15 protein-coding genes are annotated in these 18909 nt (G+C 70.1%); 3 read left to right on the top strand and 12 right to left on the bottom strand.

Features of this window, described 5'->3' with window-relative positions:
* The first annotated feature begins 95 nt into the window (after positions 1 to 95).
* Entirely contained in the window at positions 96 to 1313 is a 1218-nt protein-coding gene (locus ACFV9M_RS11650; RefSeq protein ID WP_385062624.1) for a thiolase family protein, read from the top strand.
* Positions 1310 to 3439, top strand: a complete 2130-nt coding sequence (locus ACFV9M_RS11645; protein WP_385062626.1) for a 3-hydroxyacyl-CoA dehydrogenase NAD-binding domain-containing protein — start codon at positions 1310 to 1312, stop codon at positions 3437 to 3439. The genes ACFV9M_RS11650 and ACFV9M_RS11645 overlap by 4 nt, the downstream gene beginning before the upstream one ends.
* A 51-nt stretch (positions 3440 to 3490) precedes the next feature.
* On the opposite strand, the gene ACFV9M_RS11640 is transcribed toward ACFV9M_RS11645, so the two are convergent.
* The 3 genes from ACFV9M_RS11640 to ACFV9M_RS11630 all read right to left on the bottom strand — a co-directional run bounded on the left by ACFV9M_RS11640 (position 3491) and on the right by ACFV9M_RS11630 (position 5677).
* The gene (locus tag ACFV9M_RS11640; RefSeq protein ID WP_385062628.1) at positions 3491 to 3643 is read right to left on the bottom strand and encodes a hypothetical protein; all 153 of its coding nucleotides are present in this window, start codon (positions 3641 to 3643) and stop codon (positions 3491 to 3493) included.
* A 12-nt stretch (positions 3644 to 3655) separates the two neighbouring features.
* Positions 3656 to 4345 (bottom strand): hyaluronoglucosaminidase, encoded by a 690-nt coding sequence (locus tag ACFV9M_RS11635; protein WP_385062630.1) that lies wholly within the window; start codon positions 4343 to 4345, stop codon positions 3656 to 3658.
* A 309-nt stretch (positions 4346 to 4654) separates the two neighbouring features.
* Positions 4655 to 5677, bottom strand: coding sequence for a hypothetical protein (locus tag ACFV9M_RS11630; protein ID WP_385062632.1), 1023 nt, complete (start codon positions 5675 to 5677; stop codon positions 4655 to 4657).
* Between the two features lie 80 nt (positions 5678 to 5757).
* Between ACFV9M_RS11630 and ACFV9M_RS11625 the strand changes: the two genes are divergently transcribed.
* Positions 5758 to 6147, top strand: coding sequence for an NTP pyrophosphohydrolase (locus ACFV9M_RS11625; protein WP_385062634.1), 390 nt, complete (start codon positions 5758 to 5760; stop codon positions 6145 to 6147).
* Between the two features lie 12 nt (positions 6148 to 6159).
* On the opposite strand, the gene ACFV9M_RS11620 is transcribed toward ACFV9M_RS11625, so the two are convergent.
* From ACFV9M_RS11620 to ngcE, 9 genes are all read right to left on the bottom strand, one after another.
* On the bottom strand, positions 6160 to 7683 hold the full coding sequence (locus tag ACFV9M_RS11620; protein WP_385062636.1) for an amino acid permease: 1524 nt from the start codon (positions 7681 to 7683) through the stop codon (positions 6160 to 6162).
* Between the two features lie 206 nt (positions 7684 to 7889).
* Positions 7890 to 9818, bottom strand: coding sequence for a 1-deoxy-D-xylulose-5-phosphate synthase (gene dxs, locus ACFV9M_RS11615; protein ID WP_385062638.1), 1929 nt, complete (start codon positions 9816 to 9818; stop codon positions 7890 to 7892).
* Positions 9819 to 10026: 208 nt separating this feature from the next.
* Positions 10027 to 11424 carry a sugar ABC transporter permease gene (locus tag ACFV9M_RS11610; RefSeq protein WP_385062640.1) on the bottom strand — a complete coding sequence of 466 codons (1398 nt, stop codon included), beginning with the start codon at positions 11422 to 11424 and terminating at the stop codon, positions 10027 to 10029.
* Complete coding sequence (locus ACFV9M_RS11605; RefSeq protein WP_385062642.1) at positions 11421 to 12212, bottom strand: ATP-binding cassette domain-containing protein; 792 nt, start codon at positions 12210 to 12212, stop codon at positions 11421 to 11423. Before ACFV9M_RS11605 ends, ACFV9M_RS11610 begins: the two co-directional genes overlap by 4 nt.
* A gap of 278 nt (positions 12213 to 12490) precedes the next feature.
* Entirely contained in the window at positions 12491 to 13582 is a 1092-nt protein-coding gene (locus ACFV9M_RS11600) for a sugar ABC transporter substrate-binding protein (RefSeq protein ID WP_385062644.1), read from the bottom strand.
* A 123-nt stretch (positions 13583 to 13705) separates the two neighbouring features.
* Complete coding sequence (locus tag ACFV9M_RS11595) at positions 13706 to 14905, bottom strand: ROK family transcriptional regulator (RefSeq protein ID WP_385062890.1); 1200 nt, start codon at positions 14903 to 14905, stop codon at positions 13706 to 13708.
* A 307-nt stretch (positions 14906 to 15212) separates the two neighbouring features.
* Positions 15213 to 16154 carry a carbohydrate ABC transporter permease gene (locus tag ACFV9M_RS11590; protein WP_385062646.1) on the bottom strand — a complete coding sequence of 314 codons (942 nt, stop codon included), beginning with the start codon at positions 16152 to 16154 and terminating at the stop codon, positions 15213 to 15215.
* A 2-nt stretch (positions 16155 to 16156) separates the two neighbouring features.
* Complete coding sequence (locus tag ACFV9M_RS11585) at positions 16157 to 17083, bottom strand: carbohydrate ABC transporter permease (protein WP_385062648.1); 927 nt, start codon at positions 17081 to 17083, stop codon at positions 16157 to 16159.
* A gap of 28 nt (positions 17084 to 17111) precedes the next feature.
* Positions 17112 to 18575, bottom strand: a complete 1464-nt coding sequence (gene ngcE, locus ACFV9M_RS11580; RefSeq protein ID WP_385062650.1) for an N-acetylglucosamine/diacetylchitobiose ABC transporter substrate-binding protein — start codon at positions 18573 to 18575, stop codon at positions 17112 to 17114.
* Positions 18576 to 18909 lie beyond the last annotated feature (334 nt).

Raw genomic sequence — 18909 nt, 5'->3', positions numbered from 1 at the left:
GCAGTCACGTTACCCATAAGTAGCATGGGTTCTGAGCGCGCGCTCAGCGCTTGCGCGTCGCAGCAGTGCCATCCCGCACCTGGAGGAGAGCCATCGTGCCTCGTACCGTCAGGGACGTCGTCTTCGTCGACGGCGTCCGCACCCCGTTCGGCAAGGCGGGCCCGAAGGGCGTCTACCACGAGACCCGCGCCGACGACCTCGTCGTGAAGGCGATCCGGGAGCTGCTGCGCCGCAACCCCGGCCTCGACCCGAAGAAGATCGACGAGGTCGCCATCGCCGCGACCACCCAGATCGGCGACCAGGGCCTGACCATCGGCCGCACCGCCGGCATCCTCGCGGGCCTGCCCACCTCGGTCCCGGGCTACTCCATCGACCGCATGTGCGCCGGTGCGCTGACCGCCGTCACCTCGGTGGCCGGTTCCGTCGCCTTCGGCGCGTACGACATCGCCGTCGCCGGCGGTGTCGAGCACATGGGCCGCCACCCGATGGGCGAGGGCGTCGACCCCAACCCGCGGTTCGTGAGCGAGAAGCTGGTCGACGAGTCGGCCCTGTTCATGGGCATGACCGCGGAGAACCTGCACGACCGCTACCCGCAGATCACCAAGCTGCGCGCCGACGAGTACGCGGTGCGCTCGCAGGAGAAGGCCGCCAAGGCGTACGCCAACGGCAAGATCCAGGCCGACCTGGTGCCGATCTCGGTGCGCCGCACCAGCCCGGAGGGCGGCGAGACCGGCTGGGGCCTGGTCACCGCCGACGAGCCGATGCGCCCGGGCACCACGCTGGAGAACCTGGCGGGCCTGAAGACCCCCTTCCGGGTGCACGGCCGGGTCACGGCGGGCAACGCGGCCGGTCTGAACGACGGCGCCACCGCCTCCCTCATCGCGTCCGAGGACTTCGCGCGCGAGAACGGCCTGCCGGTCAAGATGCGCCTGGTCTCCTACGCCTTCGCGGGCGTGGAGCCGGAGGTCATGGGCTACGGCCCGATCCCGGCCACCGAGAAGGCCCTCCGCCAGGCGGGGCTGTCGATCTCCGACATCGGTCTGTTCGAGATCAACGAGGCCTTCGCCGTCCAGGTCCTGGCCTTCCTCGACCACTACGGCATCGCCGACGACGACGAGCGCGTCAACCAGTACGGCGGCGCCATCGCCTTCGGCCACCCGCTGGCCTCGTCGGGCGTCCGTCTGATGACGCAGCTGGCCCGCCAGTTCGAGGAGCAGCCGCACGTCCGCTACGGCCTGACCACCATGTGCGTCGGCTTCGGCATGGGCGCGACCGTCGTCTGGGAGAACCCGCACTTCGAGGGGGACAAGTGAGCACCACCGCAGAGCTGTTGAAGGGTGCGGCCGAGCTGTTCCCGGACGAGGTCGTCACCAGCGCGCACGTACGCCACTTCGACCTGCCGCTGGGTGGGGGCCGCTTCGCCCTGATCACCCTGGACAACGGCCTGGACCACACCAAGCCGACCACCTTCGGCCCGCAGTCCCTCGCGAACCTGAACACCGCGATCGACCAGGTCGAGCAGGAGGCCGCGGACGGCGGGATCGTCGGCGTCGGGGTCACCGGCAAGCCGTTCATCTTCGCCGTCGGCGCCGACCTGAAGGGCGTCGAGCTCCTCAAGGAGCACGACCACGCCCTCGCCATCGGCAAGGGCGGCCACGAGGTCTTCAAGCGGCTGTCGTCCCTGGCGGTCCCGACGTTCGCGTACTACAACGGCGCGGCCATGGGCGGCGGTGTCGAGGTCGGCCTGCACTGTACGTACCGCACGGTGTCCGCGGCCGTTCCGGCGTTCTCCCTCCCCGAGGTGTTCCTGGGCCTGGTCCCGGGCTGGGGCGGCTGCGCGCTGCTGCCGAACCTGATCGGCGCCGACAAGGCCGTCTCGGTGATCATCGAGAACAGCCTCAACCAGAACAAGCAGCTCAAGGGCGCACAGGTCTACGAGCTGGGCATCGCCGACGCGCTGTTCGAGGGCGCCGACTTCCTGGAGCAGTCGCTCATCTGGACGGCCTCCGTCCTCAAGGGCGAGATCGTCGTCGACCGCCCGGTGATCGACCGCGGCGAGGCCTGGGACCGGGCCGTCGCACGCGGCCGGTTCATCGCCGACGGCAAGGTGCACGGTGCGGCCCCGGCCGCCTACCGCGCCCTCGAGATCATCGCCGCCGCCAAGGACGGCGACCTCCAGCGGGGCTTCGACGCCGAGGACCGGGCGCTCGCCGACCTGATCATGGGCGGTGAACTGCGCTCCGGCCTCTACGCCTTCAACCTGGTGCAGAAGCGCGGCAAGCGTCCCGCGGGCGCCCCGGACAAGTCGCTGGCGCGGCCGGTCACCAAGGTCGGCGTGGTGGGCGCGGGCCTGATGGCCTCGCAGCTCGCCCTGCTCTTCCTGCGCCGCCTGGAGGTGCCGGTCGTGCTGACCGACATCGACCAGGAGCGCGTCGACAAGGGCGTCGGCTACGTCCACGCCGAGATCGACAAGCTGCTCGCCAAGGGCCGTGTCGACCAGGACAAGGCCAACCGCCTCAAGGCGCTGGTGACCGGTGTCCTGGACAAGGCCGAGGGCTTCGCGGACGCGGACTTCGTCATCGAGGCCGTGTTCGAGGAGATCGGCGTCAAGCAGCAGGTGTTCGCGGAGGTCGAGGCGGTCGCCCCGGCGCACGCGATCCTCGCCACCAACACCTCCTCCCTCTCGGTCACCGAGATGGCGTCGAAGCTCAAGCACCCCGAGCGGGTCGTCGGCTTCCACTTCTTCAACCCGGTCGCCGTGCTGCCGCTGCTGGAGATCGTGCGCGGCGAGCGGACCGACGACGCCTCGCTGGCCACGGCGTTCGCCGTCGCCAAGAAGCTGAGGAAGACGGCGGTCCTGGTGAAGGACGCCCCGGCGTTCGTCGTCAACCGCGTCCTCACCCGCTTCATGGGCGAGGTGCAGAACGTCATCGACGAGGGCACCCCGGTCGAGGTCGCGGAGAAGGCGGTCGAGCCGCTGGGCCTGCCGATGTCGCCGCTGGTCCTGCTGGAGCTGGTCGGTCCCGCGATCGGCCTGCACGTCTCGGAGACGCTCCACCGGGCGTTCCCGGACCGCTTCACGGTCTCCCCGAACCTCAAGGCGGTCGTCGGGGCGGGCAAGCGCGGCTTCTACGTCTACGACAGCGGTAAGCGCGAGCTGGACCCCGAGGTCGCCGCGCTGCTGAAGCAGGGCGACACGGTCCTCACCGAGGAGCAGGTGCGGGCGCGCGTCCTGGAGGCGGTGGCGCAGGAGATCGGGCTGATGCTCGACGAGGGCGTCGTCGCCGAGGCTCAGGACATCGACCTCTGCCTGATCACCGGTGCCGGCTGGCCCTTCCACCTGGGCGGCGTCACGCCGTACCTGGACCGCGAGGGCGTCTCGGAGCGGGTGACCGGCAAGCGGTTCCTGGCGCCGGGCGTGGCGTCGGTTCCCGCCTGACCGTCACGGGGACGTGCAGAGGGCCTCCGCCGTCCGGCGGAGGCCCTCGCGTCATACGCTCGCGGCGTCCGGTCCGGCCGCGGCGAGCCGTGCCCTCAGCTCGGCGTTCTCCTCCTCCAGCAGCGCGATGCGCTTGCGGGCGAAGTACAGCTCCATGACGGCGTCGTGGAACTCGGAGACGAGTTCCTCCGGGGTCAGTTGCACCCTCGTCCCCCCTTACGCCGGCGCGACTTCGGTGACCGTGCCGTCGCCGCCCTTCCAGAACAGCGCGCCGTCCTGGGCGTACAGGGAACCGCCGCCGGCCGCGGCGGGCGCGTTGGTCGGTACGGCCGCGACGTCCGCGAGCCGCACCGCGCCCTCGGCGAGGACGGCGGACGGGGCGTCGGCCGCCGCGACCACGTGGAGCTGGGACTGGGGCGTGGCGCCGCGGGCGATGCCGATGCCGGTACGGCCGGTGCTCTTGACGACGAGGTCCTCCACGCCGGGGTTGTTGCGCAGGACGATCAGGGCGCCCTTGGTCGGGCCGTCGGTCGCGGTGACGAAGATGCCCTGGGAGGCGGTGCCGGACGTCCTGAGGTCGATCGACAGACCGGCGGAACCGGCGTCCGAGCCGTCGGCGTACCCCATGTGCGAGATCTTCAGCGTTCCGCGCGAGGTCTCCACACCGGTCAGGTACATGGCCGAGGTGGCGGGATTGTCCGACGTGACGTTCAGCGCCGCCCGGTCGCCGGAGGTGGCCTTGTGGTTGATGGTGACCGTGTGCGCCGTCGTCGACGTCCCGTAGAACTGGGCCGGCGCGGTGTACGGCGTGTACTCGTCGTCGGCGGCCGCCGCCTCGGTACCCGCGGCGACGGTGACCGCGCCGGCGGTGAAGGCCCCGAGGAAGACTCTTCGTCCCACTGCCATGGGTGAACTCGCTTTCGGTGAGGTGAGATCGGGCGTCGCGGAGATCATGTGATCATCCCTCACGGGACGGGCACAACGGGGACCGCCGTCGCGGCACGGGGTCCGCTTCGGTGCGCTGGTGCCGGACGCGGACACCGCGACCGCCCCGCTGTTCCACCCCGGGACGCGGACCGGGATCGGAACGGCGGTCGCGGTCGGGACCGGCGGTCGGCGGCCGGCAGTGGATCGTGCGGATCGCCTGAGCGGCTGGGTCGTGTCCGCGCGCCGGGCGGGATGTCGCGGGCACGGCCCGGGGCCGGTCCCGCCCGCTCACACCTCCTGCCACGCCGTCAGCGCCAGCCCCGGCTCCTCCTTGCGGCGGCTGGCGAGGAGGCGGCCGGTCGACGGGGACAGGGTCACCGCGACCACCCGGCCGCCGTGGTCCCGGGCGAGGGCCACCACGGCGTCGTCCGGCAGGTGGGGGCCCGACTCGGTCCACCAGGCGCCGGCCGTCTCGTCCTCGGTCGGGTAGGCGGCGAAGGCGACGCGACCGCTCGCGGCGCGCTGGGCGAGCAACGTGCAGTCGTGGCCGTCGAGTTCGCAGCGGACGGCGGCCACCGGGCCGGGCCCGGCCGCGGCGAGCAGCGGGACCGGCTTGCCGCCGGGGCGCCAGGCGCAGACCTCGCCGGAGTCGTCGTCGGTGAAGAAGAGGGTGGTGTGCTCGGCGGAGGTGGCGAGGGCGCGCAGGGTGCCGGGGCGGACCGCCGCCTCCAGGGGTTCCTCCCGTACCGGGACGGCGCCCGGATCGGCCTGCCGCCAGTGGAGGATCGCGCCGGAGACGGCCGCGTACGCCTCGACGCGCCCGGACTCCCCCGTCACGGCGACCGGCGGGCCCTGTACGCCCTGCCCCTTCAGGTCGCGCCACGGGTCCCAGCCGCCCTTCTCCTTCTGGGCGACCATGCTGATCCCGGTGCCGACGTTGCGCACGAAGACGTGCGCCCGCCCCTGGGCGTCGACGGCGACGGCGGGCGTGCCCGTGCGTCCGCCCGTCGTGTTGGGGTGGCCGGCCGGAGCCCAGTCCAGGGCCGCGAGCAGCGGCCGGAAGTGGGTGGAGTGCACCAGGACCGCCTCCCCCGACGCGGTCGGCCGCCAGGCGGCCAGATGGGCGTAGCCGTCGGTGCCCTGCCCGACGGCCACGCCGTCCGGCCGCACCCTCTGTTCGCCGGCCACCGTGCGGGGCGGGTCCCAGGGGCCGCCCCTGGTCCGCTCCGCCCGGCACAGCACGGCGTCGTGTGACGTCAGGTAGACACTGAGCCGCCCGTCGCGGCCGCGTATGAGCCATTCGCCGTTCACCCGCTCACTGTATGTCGGCCGCCGCCGGGCGCCGCCGCTCGGGGCACACGCCCGGCCGGCGTCCGTGCCACCCTGGGCCCATGAACGCTGAGCCCGGGGACCACGCCTCCCCCTTGCTGGTGATCGTCGACGCCGCGAACGTCGTGGGATCGGTGCCCGACGGCTGGTGGCGCGACCGGCGGGGCGCCACGGAGCGGCTGCGGGGCCGGCTGGCCGCCGACGGCCTCCCCGGACACCCCGGACCGCAGGAGATCGTGCTCGTCGTCGAGGGTGCCGCCCGCGGGGTGGAGTCGGTGCCCGGCGTGCGCGTGGAGTCGGCCCCCGGCAGCGGCGACGACCACGTCGTCGACCTGGTCGCCCGCGCCGCCGGCCGCCACCGCCTGGTCGTCACGGCCGACCGGGAACTGCGCCGCCGGGTGACGGAGCACGGCGCGGAGGTCGCGGGACCGCGGGCCGTGCTCGGCGGCTGAGGGCGGGGCGGGTCAGGGGTTGCCGTCCGGGTGCGGGTGGGCCACCTCCTCGACCGTGGTCTCCTCGTGGCGGCCCAGCCGGCTGTGGGAGCGGCCGTAGAGGAAGTAGACGAGGATGCCGATGACCATCCAGACGGCGAAGCGGATCCAGGTCTCGGCGGGCAGGTTGAGCATCAGCCACAGGGAGGCCGCCACCGACAGGACGGGGAGGACCGGCACCCAGGGCGTGCGGAACGCCCGGTGCAGGTCGGGGCGGGTGCGGCGGAGGACGATCACACCGATCGCGACGACCACGAACGCGAAGAGCGTGCCGATGTTCACCAGTTCGGCGAGTTCGCTCAGCGGGGTGAAGCCGGCGAGGACGGCGATGAGGACGCCGAGCAGGATGGTCGGCCGGTGCGGGGTCTTGAACCGCGGGTGGACCCGGGAGAAGAAGCGCGGCAGCAGCCCGTCGCGGCTCATCGCGAAGAAGACCCGGGTCTGGCCGAGGAGCAGGATCATGCAGACCGTGGTCAGGCCGACGGCGGCGCCGAAGCTGATGAAGCCCGCGAACCAGGGATGGCCGGTGGCCTTGAACGCGTCGGCGAGCGGCGCGGTGATGTTCAGTCTGCTGTAGTGCTGCATCCCGGTCACGACGATGGACACCAGGACGTAGAGGACGGTGCAGATGAGCAGGGAGCCGATGATGCCGCGCGGCATGTCCCGCTGCGGGTTCCTGGTCTCCTCGGCGGCCGTGGCGACGACGTCGAAGCCGATGAAGGCGAAGAACACGACGGACGCGGCGGTGAAGATGCCCATCACGCCGAAGTTGGACGGCGCCCAGCCGAACATCAGCTGGATGAGCGGGGACTGGAGGCTGTCGTCCGCCGACACCGCCTGCGCCTTCGGGATGAACGGGTCGTAGTTCCTGGTCTCGACGAGGAAGGCACCCGCGATGATCACGACGAGGACGACGGTCACCTTGATGGCGACGACGACCGAGGTGACGCGCGCGGACAGCTTGGTGCCGACCACGAGGATGGCGGTGAGCACGAGGACGAGCGCGGCGGCGAGGATGTCGAAGCCGAACCCTTCGGCGCCGTCCCTGGTGCCGAGCGCCGCCGGCAGGTGCCACCCCGCGTTGTCCAGCAGCGAGGCGACGTAGCCGGACCAGCCGACCGCCACCACCGCCGTGCCCAGCGCGAACTCCAGGACCAGGTCCCAGCCGATGATCCAGGCGGGGAGTTCCCCGAGGGAGGCGTAGGAGAAGGTGTACGCGGAGCCCGCCACCGGGACGGTGGAGGCGAACTCGGCGTAGCAGAGCGCGGCGAGCGCACAGACGACCCCGGCCACGACGAAGGCCAGGGCCACGGCCGGACCGGCGTTGTTCCTGGCGACCGTGCCGGTGAGGACGAAGATGCCGGTGCCGATGATGACACCGACACCGAAGACGGTCAGGTCCAGCGCGGACAGCGACTTCTTGAGCGCGTGCTCCGGTTCCTCGGTGTCGAGGATGGACTGCTCGACCTTCTTCGTCCGGAAGAGGGTGCTGCTCACGGGCTTACCTCCCACGCTTGTCGTCCTCGACATGGTCGAGAGGGGGCGTGGTGCGTATGCCACGGCGTGGGCGTGTCACGCGGACGGGCCGGTCGCACCACTCCTCACGGTGGCACAACCGGCCCTTTCCGGCGCGTTCGGCATGTCCGTCCGGACGTCTTCGGCACGGCCGAACCCTCGCGGCGCGTCCGGGCCCTCGCGGCGCGTCAGTCGCGGGCGGACTCCACGGAGTCGACCTCGGCCGCCGAGCCGTCGTACCGCCCGTCCAGCCGGGAGACCAGTCCGGTGACCTGCCGGGCGATGTCGGGGGCGGTCAGACCGATCTCGGCCATGACCTCGGCGCGGGTGGCGTGGTCGAGGAAGCGCGGCGGGATGCCGAAGTCGCGCAGCGGGACGTCGACGCCCGCGTCCCGCAGGGCCTGCGCGATCGCGGAGCCGACACCGCCGACGCGGGAGTTGTCCTCGACGGTGACGACCACCCGGTGCCGGTCGGCGAGCGGGGCCATCGCCTCGTCGACCGGTTTGACCCAGCGCGGGTCGACGACGGTGGTGGAGATGCCCTGCCGGTCGAGGAGCCCGGCGATCTCCAGGCACATGGGCGCCAGGGCGCCGACCGAGACGAGCAGCACGTCGGGCCGGTCGGTGCCGGGCTCACGCAGCACGTCCATGCCGCCCACCCGTCCCACGGCGGGCACGGCGGGGCCGACGGCGCCCTTGGAGAAGCGGACGACGGTCGGTGCGTCGTCGACCTCGACGGCCTCGCGCAACTGGGCGCGCACCTGGTCGGCGTCGCGCGGCGCGGCCAGCCTGAGCCCCGGCACGACCTGGAGGATCGACATGTCCCACATGCCGTTGTGGGAGGCGCCGTCGGTGCCGGTGACGCCGGCCCGGTCCAGGACGAACGTCACCCCGCACTTGTGGAGCGCTACGTCCATGAGGACCTGGTCGAAGGCGCGGTTGAGGAAGGTGGCGTACACGGCGAAGACGGGGTGCACGCCCGCGTGCGCGAGGCCCGCCGCGGAGACGGCGCCGTGCTGCTCGGCGATGCCGACGTCGTAGACGCGCTCCGGGAAGGCCTTGGCGAACTTGTCCAGGCCCACCGGCTGGAGCATGGCGGCCGTGATGGCGACGATGTCCCCGCGCTCCTCGCCGAGCTTGACCATCTCGTCGCCGAAGACGGAGGTCCAGTCGGCGCCGGAGGTGGAGATCGGCAGACCGGTGTCGGGGTGGATCTTGCCGACGGCGTGGAAGCGGTCCGCCTCGTCCTGGAGGGCGGGCTGGTAGCCGCGGCCCTTCTCGGTGAGGCAGTGCACGATGACGGGCCCGCCGAACCGCTTGGCGCGGGCCAGCGCCGACTCCAGGGCCTCGATGTCGTGCCCGTCGATCGGGCCGACGTACTTCAGGCCGAGGTCCTCGAACATGCCCTGGGGGGCGATGAAGTCCTTCAGGCCCTTCTTGGCGCCGTGCAGGGTGTCGAAGAGCGGCTTGCCGACGACGGGGGTGCGGTCGAGGATCTCCTTCGTCCGGGCGAGGAAGCGCTCGTAGCCGTCGGTCGTGCGGAGCGTGGCGAGGTGGTTGGCGAGGCCGCCGATCGTGGGGGCGTAGGAGCGCTCGTTGTCGTTGACGACGATGACGAGCGGGCGGTCCTTGGCCTCGGCGATGTTGTTGAGCGCCTCCCAGGCCATGCCGCCGGTCAGCGCGCCGTCACCGATGACGGCGACGACGTGGCTGTCGCGCTGGAGGAGCTGGTTGGCCTTGGCGATGCCGTCGGCCCAGCCGAGCACCGTGGAGGCGTGGCTGTTCTCGATGACGTCGTGCTCGGACTCGGCCTGCGAGGGGTAGCCGGACAGGCCGCCCTTCATCTTCAGCCGGGAGAAGTCCTGCCGTCCCGTGAGCAGCTTGTGCACGTAGGACTGGTGGCCGGTGTCCCAGAGCACCTTGTCCTTGGGGGACTCGAAGACCCGGTGGAGGGCGATGGTGAGCTCGACCACGCCGAGGTTGGGCCCGAGGTGGCCGCCGGTCTTGGAGACGGCCTCGACGAGGAAGGCGCGGATCTCCCCCGCCAGCTGGTCCAGCTCCTCCGGGCTGAGCCGGTCCAGATCGCGCGGTCCCGTGATGCGGGTCAGCAGCGGCACCCGTGCCTCCTTGCAGTAGAGCTGATCGAGCTGTTGCCGGGTTCGTCGAGTCTAATGTTCCGTCTCGGCCCGCGTGCTCCGGCCCGTGCGTCATAGGTCACCCGTCGGCCGTACCCATGTTGGACGGTTCCTATGACAGCGCTGTGCCCGGCACCGGGGACGGTGCCGGGCACAGCCGGGGGACGCGACGGCGCGGTCCCGGGGAGCGTCAGCCGCGACCTGCGGCCTTCTGGCTCTTGCGGGAGACGGAGTCGATGACGACCGCGCCGAGCAGAACACCACCGGTGATCATGTACTGGATCGAGGTGTTCATGTTGAGCAGGTCCAGACCGGTCTGGATGGACTGGATGACCAGCATGCCGAGCAGCGCGGACCACACCGAGCCGCGGCCGCCGAAGAGGCTGGTGCCGCCGATGACCGCCGCGGCGATCGCCAGCATCAGCGTGTTGCCGCCACCGGCGTTCAGCGTGGCGCTGGCCGTCTGGCCGGCGAAGAACATACCGCCGACCGCCGCGAAGCCACCGGCGATGGCGAACACGGTGATCCGGATCAGCGACACGTTGATGCCGGCGCGGCGCGCGGCCTCGATGCCGCCGCCGACCGCGAAGACCTTGCGGCCGTAGGTGGTGCGGCGCAGCACGAAGTCGACGATCACCAGGCAGGCCAGGAAGATGACCAGGGCGTTGGAGACGCCGGCGGCGTTGTTCAGCACGGCGGCGGCCACGAAGGAGGCGATGCCGAGCGCGCCGACGCGGATCAGGATCTCGCTGGTCGGCCGGAACGGCACACCCGCGACCTTGCGGCGGCGCTGCTCACCGAAGTTGCCGACGAGCATCAGCACGACACCCAGGCCGGCCAGCAGGTAGGCGCCGATGATGGCCTGGTCCATGAAGAAGGAGCCCTGGCCGAGCAGGTGGACCGGGCCGGAGTCGGCCGGGATGTTGATGGTGCCGCTGGAGCCCAGCAGCCACAGCATCAGACCGTTCCAGCCGAGGAAGCCGGCCAGGGTGACGACGAACGCGGGGACGCCGATCTTGGCGAAGAACCAGCCGTGCAGTGCGCCGATCGCGACACCGGTGAGGATGGTGAGGAACAGCGCCAGCCACTGGTTCATGGTGTGGTCGACCACGAACACGGCGAACAGGGTGGACGCCAGGCCGCTGACGGAGCCGACGGACAGGTCGATCTCACCGAGCAGCAGGACGAACACCAGGCCGATGGCGAGCATGCCGGTGGCCGAGAGGAAGTAGCTGACGTTCGAGAGGTTCTCGGCGCTCAGGAAGCGGTCGTTCTGGAGCTGGAAGATCGTCCAGATGATGATCAGGCCGATGAAGACCGGCAGCGAGCCCAGCTCGCCGCCCTTCACCTTGCGCTTGAACTCGGTGACGTAGCCCTTGAGTCCCTCTTCGCGCACCAGCAGGCGCGGGTCGACGACGGCGACGGGGGCCGCGGTGGGGTCGTCGGCGGGGGCGACGGTCGCCTGCTTCTCGACGACGCCGTCGGTCTTCTCGACCTTGGTGGCCTTCGGGGCCTTTGCGCTGTCGCTCTTCTCGGCCTCCGCGGCCTCGGCGTTGTCGCTCTTCACGGTCTTGGACGTGTCGCTCACTTGGCCGCCTCCGCGGTGCGACGCCCCGCACGACGGGTGACGGCGTTGTCCGTGGCACCCGTGATCGCGGCGATGATCTCTTCGTGGCTGGTGTCCTTCACGGGGAAGGAGCCGTTGTTCTTGCCCAGGCGCAGCACGGCGACGGTGTCCGCGACCGCCTTGACGTCGGCCATGTTGTGGCTGATGAGGATGACGCCGAGGTCCCGCTCGCGCAGCCGCTCGACCAGGTCGAGGACCTGCGCGGTCTGCTCGACGCCGAGGGCGGCGGTGGGCTCGTCGAGGATGACGACCTTCGGGTCGCCGATCAGCGCGCGGGCGATGGCGACGACCTGGCGCTGGCCTCCGGAGAGGCTCGCGATCGGGATGCGCACGCTGGGGATGCGGATGGAGAGCGTGGACAGCAGCTCCCGGGCGTTCTTCTCCATCGACACCTCGTCGATGACGCCGCGGCGGAGCAGCTCGCGCCCGAGGTAGAGGTTGCCGACGACATCGAGGTTGTCGCAGAGGGCGAGGTCCTGGTAGACCGTCGCGACGCCGAGTCCCTGGGCGTCGTGCGGCTTGGTGATGCTGACCGGCTTGCCGTCCCACTCGATGACGCCCTCATCGATGGGGTGGACACCCGCGATCGTCTTGACCAGGGTGGACTTACCTGCGCCGTTGTCGCCCACGAGGGCGACCACTTCTCCGGCGTGGACCTCCAGCTCGACGTCGGTGAGGGCCTGGACCGCACCGAATCGCTTGGAGACTCCGCGCAACGCCAGCACGGGCGTAGCGGACACGTGAACCATCTCCTTCGCCGCCTGACCGGCGGGGATGCCGCGCTGTTTGGGAAAGGCGCGGAAGGGTGTGCGGGACGGGACGCGGAACGCGCCGTCGACGCACGAGGTTTACAAGATGAACATGGGCGAGTCCGTCGCGCTTGGCAACGGTTCCGTCCGACGCCCGCCCCGGCAGCGGGGTGTGAAGGTGGGGCAGGCGTCGGAGGAGTCTCGCGGGACCGCTCGGCGGTCGTGGCCCGGATCCCTAGGCGGGACCCGGGCCCGGGTGCGCGCGACGCGCGACTGAGCTACTGCAGGCCGGCGGTCTTGCAGGCGGCGGCGTACTCGGCGGTGCAGATCTCCTCGACCGTGTACAGCTTGTCCGCGACCACCGTGTCCTTGATGTTGGCCTTGGTGACGGAGACCGGGGTCAGCAGCTGGGAGGGGACCTTGTCGCCGGAGCCGCTGGTCAGCGTCTGGGTGGCGAGGGACTTGATGTCCTTGCCCTCGAGCAGGTTGACCGCGAGCTGGGCGGCGGCGTCGGCCTCGGGCTTGAACGCCTTGTAGACGGTGGAGGACTGGGTGCCGGCGACGATGCGCTGGATACCCGCGAGCTCCGCGTCCTGGCCGGTCAGCGGAATGCCGCTGATCTTCGCGCCCTTGAGGGTGTTGGCGATGCCACCGGCCATGCCGTCGTTGGCGGAGTAGACGGCCGCGATGTTCTTCGCGCCGAGCTGGGTGATCGCGGCGGACACCTTCTGCGCGGCGACGGTGTCCTTCCACAGGCCCGACTGCTCGTAGGCGATGGTCACCTTGCCGTCGAGGGCCTTGTGGGCGCCTTCCTTGAACTGCGCGGCGTTCGGGTCGGCGTCGTCACCGTTGATCATGACGACCTTGGACTTGGTGGTCGCCTTGGAGCCGAGGGCCTCGAGCAGGGCCTGGCCCTGGAGCTCGCCGACCTTGACGTTGTCGAAGGACACGTAGGCCGAGACCGGACCCTGCGCGAGGCGGTCGTACGCGATGACCTTGACGCCCTTGTCCACCGCGGACTGGATGGAGGACTTGATCGCGGCGGAGTCCTGGGCGGAGACCACGATGACCTTCACGCCCTTGGTGACCATGCTGCTGACCTGCTGGGCCTGCTTGGCGGCGTCGGCGGCGGCGTTCGCGTACTCGACGTTGCAGTCGGAGCAGAGCTCCTTGACCTTGGCCTCGAAGTACGGCTTGTCGAACTTCTCGTAGCGCGCGGTGACGGTGTCGGGGAGCAGCAGGCCGATCGACTTGCTGTCGGAGCTGCTGCTGTCGGAGTCGTCGTCGCCCGCCTTGCCGCACGCGGCAATCGACAGGGCCATGGAAACGGCAGTGGCGCCGATCACGACTCTACGCATCGTTGCGTTCATGTGGGTTGTGCCTCCCTGACAGGGCCGCAACGCTGCGGCCGAGGTGGCTCGAAGTCAACTCGGCCGCAAGTTCGACGTCAAGAAGTAAATACTTAACGAGATGGCAACGGGGTCATTCGTTTTCTAAGTGAAGGCGGGTGCGGCGGAGGACAGGGTGCCGTCCAAAAGAGTCGAATCGCCCATCTCGCTGAGCGCGAGGGCGAGCGCCCCGAGCACCTCCGCCCGGCCCCCCAGCGCCCCCGGGAGAACGGAGAGTTGGCGCGCCGCGCTGGGGATCGCGTAGCGGCCGACGGACTCCCGGATCGGCCCGAGCACCAGCTCCCCGGCCTCGGCGAGATCGCCGCCGAGCACCACCCGGCTGGGGTTCAGCAGGTTGCAGAGATTGGCGACTCCGCTGCCGATATGGCGTCCGACGTCGGCAATCACCCTACGGCAACCCGGGTCTCCGTCCCTGGCCAGCCGCACCACGCCCTCCATCGTCAGGTCGGTGCCGTGGCTGGGCTGGAGGAGCGGCAGTACGTACCGGGCGGCCGTGAACGTCTCCAGGCAGCCGCGGTTCCCGCAGCGGCAGACCGGGCCGGATTCGTCGAGTGTGATGTGCCCGATCTCCCCCGCGGTGCCACCGGGACCCCGGTAGATCTTCCCCTCGATCACCAGACCGGCGCCTACACCGCTCGCGACCTTGATGTAAGCAAGATCACGTACGCCTCTGCCACTGCCCCAGACCATCTCACCGAGGGCGCCGAGGTTGGCGTCGTTGTCCACGTGGACGGCCACTCCGAGCCGGCCGCGCAGCTCCTCGGCGGGGCGGGTACCGATCCAGCCGGGCAGGATGGCGGAGGAGCCGAGCGTGCCGGACTCCACGTCGATGGGCCCGGGGACGCCGAGCCCCACTCCGGCGATCTTGGACCGGTCGACCCCGGTGGCCTCGATCAGGCGGTCGACCAACTGCTCGGCGCGGTCGAAACCCTGGGCCGAGGAGGCGTCCACGTCCAGCGGCTCGGACTCCTCGGCTAGCACCTGGTGGGCGAGGTTGCCGATGGCGACCCTCAGGTGGGTGTGGCCGAAGTCGACGCCGATGACGATGCCCGCGTCGCCGCTGAGACTGACGCTGCGGGCCCTGCGTCCGCCCGCCGAGGTGGGCGTGACCTCGACGGTCCCGCCGTCCTTCAGCTCGCGCACGATGTTCGACACGGTGGCCGCCGACAGACCGGTCGTCCGGGCGATCTCCGCCTGCGTGAGGGACCCGGCCAGACGCACGGCCCGTACGACCCGCTCCAGGTTGGCTCGGTGCAGCGACGACTGCGACCCCGGAGTCTCCACGACGACCTCCTGCGCGCGGGACCGCAGCGATGGGGCCCCGTCCATGTCCAACTAGTGAACTCTAAGCTGAGCTGTTCGGGTCGCCTCCCGTCAAGAGGTTGAACACTATCCGCGTGCTCGAACAAAGGGACGGACGCCGGTGCCGGCCGAGGTTGCGGGGTGTGCGGAGGCGGGTGCGCGGTGTTGCGGGAATCGGGTGGGCGGGCGGGCGCACCAGGTATGAAAAGCGGACGGAAGCACACATAAGGCGGCGCACGCCGCCCCCTGTGTCCCGGGAGCCCGCGTACGCCGCCTGAAGGCGCGAGGTCTACTTCAGCGCACCCGCTGTCAGCCCCTGCACCACCTGCCGCTGGAAGACGACGTAGGCCGCCAGGACCGGCAGCATCGCCATCACGAGTCCGGCGAAGAGCCCTGACCAGTCGCCCTTGTAGCCCTGGCTGACGGCCAGTTGGACCAGCCCCTGGGTGAGGACGCGCCGGTCGGGGTCGGTGTTGAGGACCGTGGGGAGCATGTACTGGTTCCACTGGCCCAGGAAGTTGAAGATGCCCACGCTGACCAGGCCGGGCCTGGCCATGGGCAGCATGATCCGGAAGAACGTACGGCTGTGGGAGGCGCCGTCGACGAAGGCCGCCTCGGCGACCTCGGTGGGCAGGGTGCGGAAGAACGCCGTGAGGAAGAACACCGTGAACGGCAGCGAGTAGGCGATGTAGACCAGGATCAGGCCGTGCAGGGTGTTCAGCAGCCCCATGGTGTCGACCACGTAGAACAGCGGGACCAGCGCCAGCATGATCGGGAAGCTCATGCCGCCGACGAACAGGTAGTAGACGAAGCGGTTGCCGGGGAAGTCGAAGCGGGCCAGGACGTACGCCGCCATGGAGCCGAGGACCAGGGTGCCGACGAGCGAACCGCCCACCACCAGCACGGTGTTGAGGAAGTAGTCGCTCATGTCGGCCTCGGTCCAGGCCCGGGCCCAGTTGTCGAGGTGCAGTGCGTCGGGCAGCGACCACGGCGAGCCGAAGATGGAGGCGTCGTCCTTGAAGGAGGTCATCACCGCCCACAGCAGCGGCAGCACGACCATGACCGCCCACAAGGCGAGGATGCCGTGCGAGAAGGCGTTGAGGACCTGCCCCTCCCCCTTCCGGCCGGGCGGCCGGCGGCCCGGCGCCCGGTCCGCCTTCGTAACGGGAACGGGCGCGGGCACGGGCACGGGCGCGGGCGCGGCGGGTTCCGTGGTCTTCTCGGTGCTCATGATCAGTACTCCAGCCGCTCGCGCCGCCCCAGCCGCATCACGAGCGCGGCGAAGGCCAGCGTCACGACGAGCAGGGCGACGCCGATGGTGGTGGCGTAGGCGGCCTGACCGTCACGGAACGCCTTCTGGTAGACGTACAGGACCATGACGGTGGTCGAGTAGTCGGGGCCGCCCGGTCCGGTCGTCATGATCTGCACGACCGCGAACGACTCCGCGCCGAGGGCGAGGATGCCCAGGTAGACCCAGCCGGACTGGACGGTGTCCCACAGCAGCGGCAGGGTGATGCGGAAGAAGGTGGTGGCCCGGTTCGCGCCGTCGAGCAGGGCGGCCTCGTACAGGTCCGCCGGGATCGACGCCATGCCCGCGGAGAACAGCACCACGAAGAACCCGACCGTCGACCACACCAGCACCGCCATCACGCACCACAGCGCGAGGTCCGGGTCGCCCAGCCACAGCGGCTGGACGCCGTCCAGTCCGATCCCCCGCAGCAGGGAGTTGACCGCGCCGCTGTCCGGGTTGTATGCGAAGGCGAACAGCAGCGCGACGATCGCGATGGAGAGCACCTGCGGGAAGAAGTACACGATCTTGTAGAAGGAGGAGCCCCGGACGCCGGAGACCGCCGGGCCGCCCTTCCTCCTCCGTCCGCCGACATTGACCATGAAGGCGAGGAACAGCGCGAACCCGATCGTGATCAGCGGCACCACCACCGCGAACGTCAGGCTGTGCCACAGGGATTTCCAGAAGACGTCGTCGTCCAGCATCCTGCGGTAATTGTCGAGGCCGACCATCTCGAATTCGGGGCTCAGGCCGGTCCAGTCCGTGAACGAGTAGTAGATGGACTGGACGAACGGCCAGATCACGAAGAGCGCGTACAGTCCCAGGGGCAGCGCCAGGAACCCCACGATGAAGCGGTACTTGCCGTGCTGCATCACCACTCCGGTGCCGTGTGAATTCCCGTTACTGGTGCTTGTAGTGCTTGATCGACGTGTCCTTCGCGGTGTCGTCGGCGAATTTCTGGATCTTCTTCACGGCCTCGGCCGGGGTGAGGCGGCCGGCCATCATCTCGCCGAGTCCGGACACGCCGATCTGCTCCTTCTGCAACTTCACGTACCAGTCCTGGAGCCGGGGGTTCAGCACGTTCTCGCCCGCCTTCTCCAGCGCGGCGACGCCCGCCTCCAGCCCGGGGGTGAGGGTGATGCCGTCGGTGCCGCCGTCGTACGCGGTCAGCGACTTCACCTTGGCGGTGAAGTTCTTCGACGACGCCTCGCTGAGCATGATGCGCAGCTGCTCCATGCCGCCCGCCGCGTTCTTCGCCTTGGCCGGCACGACGAACGGCTCGCCGCCGGAGGCCCACAGGGTGCCGAACGGCAGCGCGTCGGAGGAGTCGATGCCGGTGGGCGCCGAGACGGCCAGGCCGAAGTCGTCCGGGATGACGTTCGCCGACTCGTTCTCCACCCAGGAGCCGTTGGGGAGGAACAGGGCCTTGCCCTGGGCCCACGCGGTCTGCGACTGGATGTGGTCCAGCCCCGGGGTGCCCTTGAGGACGTAGCCCTTCTTGTAGAGCTCGTAGTACGCCTCGAAGCACGTCTTGACCGCGGGGTGTTCCCAGGCCTTGGGCTCCAGGTTGTCGATGGCGTCGAGGACCTCGCGGCCGCCGACCTTGCCGATCATCGGGTACAGCGAGAACGGGAGGTAGTACGGGTACTTGCCCGCGTACGTCCAGCCCGCGATGCCCTTCTTCTTCGCCTTCTCGCAGACCGCGAGCATCTCGTCCCAGGTCTCGGGGTACGTGGCGTCCAGCGAGTCGAGGAGCTTCTGCGAGTACCAGACGCCGTAGACGGTGTAGGCGTAGTACAGGATCCAGACGGGGTCGCCGTCGAACTGGCCCATCTCCACGATGCCGGGCCGCAGCGTGTCGCGGACCTTCTTCGCCGGGTCGTCGTAGGAGGGGGCGTCGAGCAGCTCGGTGAGGTCGGTGAGCTGGTTCTTGCCGACCAGGACGCCCATGTCCATCTGCTCGGCACCGGAGTTGTCGATGAGGTCGGGCGGGGTGCCCTGGTTGAAGCGGGGCTGGAGCGTGGACTGGATCTTCTGGGTGGCCGAGAACTTCACCTCGACGTCGGGGAAGTCCTGCTCGTAGATCTTCACCGCGTCCTCGGCGTACTCCTTGCCGAAACCGCCGTCGAACAGGACGAATTCCAGGGGGGCGGTCTCGTTGACCGCGAGCGGGTTCTGCTCGGTCTTCTTCCCGGCCTTCGCCTTGTCCTGGTCACCGCCGCCCCCGCTGCTGGCACAGGAAACCAGAAAGCTCATGGTGGGAACCGAGATCAGGCCGAGTGCCGCGGACCGTTTGATCAGGTCGCGGCGGCCGAAACCCGCGGAGCCGTTGTTCTCGGACGCCGATGCGGAAGTGGATCCCATGCTCAAGTCCTCGCCTTCTCCAGGACTCAGGCGGTGAACCGGATCCGGGCCGGCACCGCGGTCAGGTCAAGCAGGGTCGTGCGGTCACGTGGATCGCCGACAGGTATAGTCCACTTCTGGCCGACGGGGCAAGATCGGATACAGGGAAGGCCATGGGTCTTTTCCGAGTTGAGACCTCCCGGAAATACAAGCGGATCAGCAACCCGGTGCCGGAAAACGTGCGACCGACGGCGTTCACCCACCGACCCGCCCCGCACATCTGTTCCATAATGATCAGGCGCCCAGTTCCCAACGGCGGTGCCGCGCGCGGGACCGGCGCGGCGATCGCCCCGTC

This window comes from Streptomyces sp. NPDC059895 (genome assembly GCF_042731035.1).
GTDB lineage: Bacteria > Actinomycetota > Actinomycetes > Streptomycetales > Streptomycetaceae > Streptomyces.
This window is presented reverse-complemented; position numbering and strand designations above follow the sequence as displayed.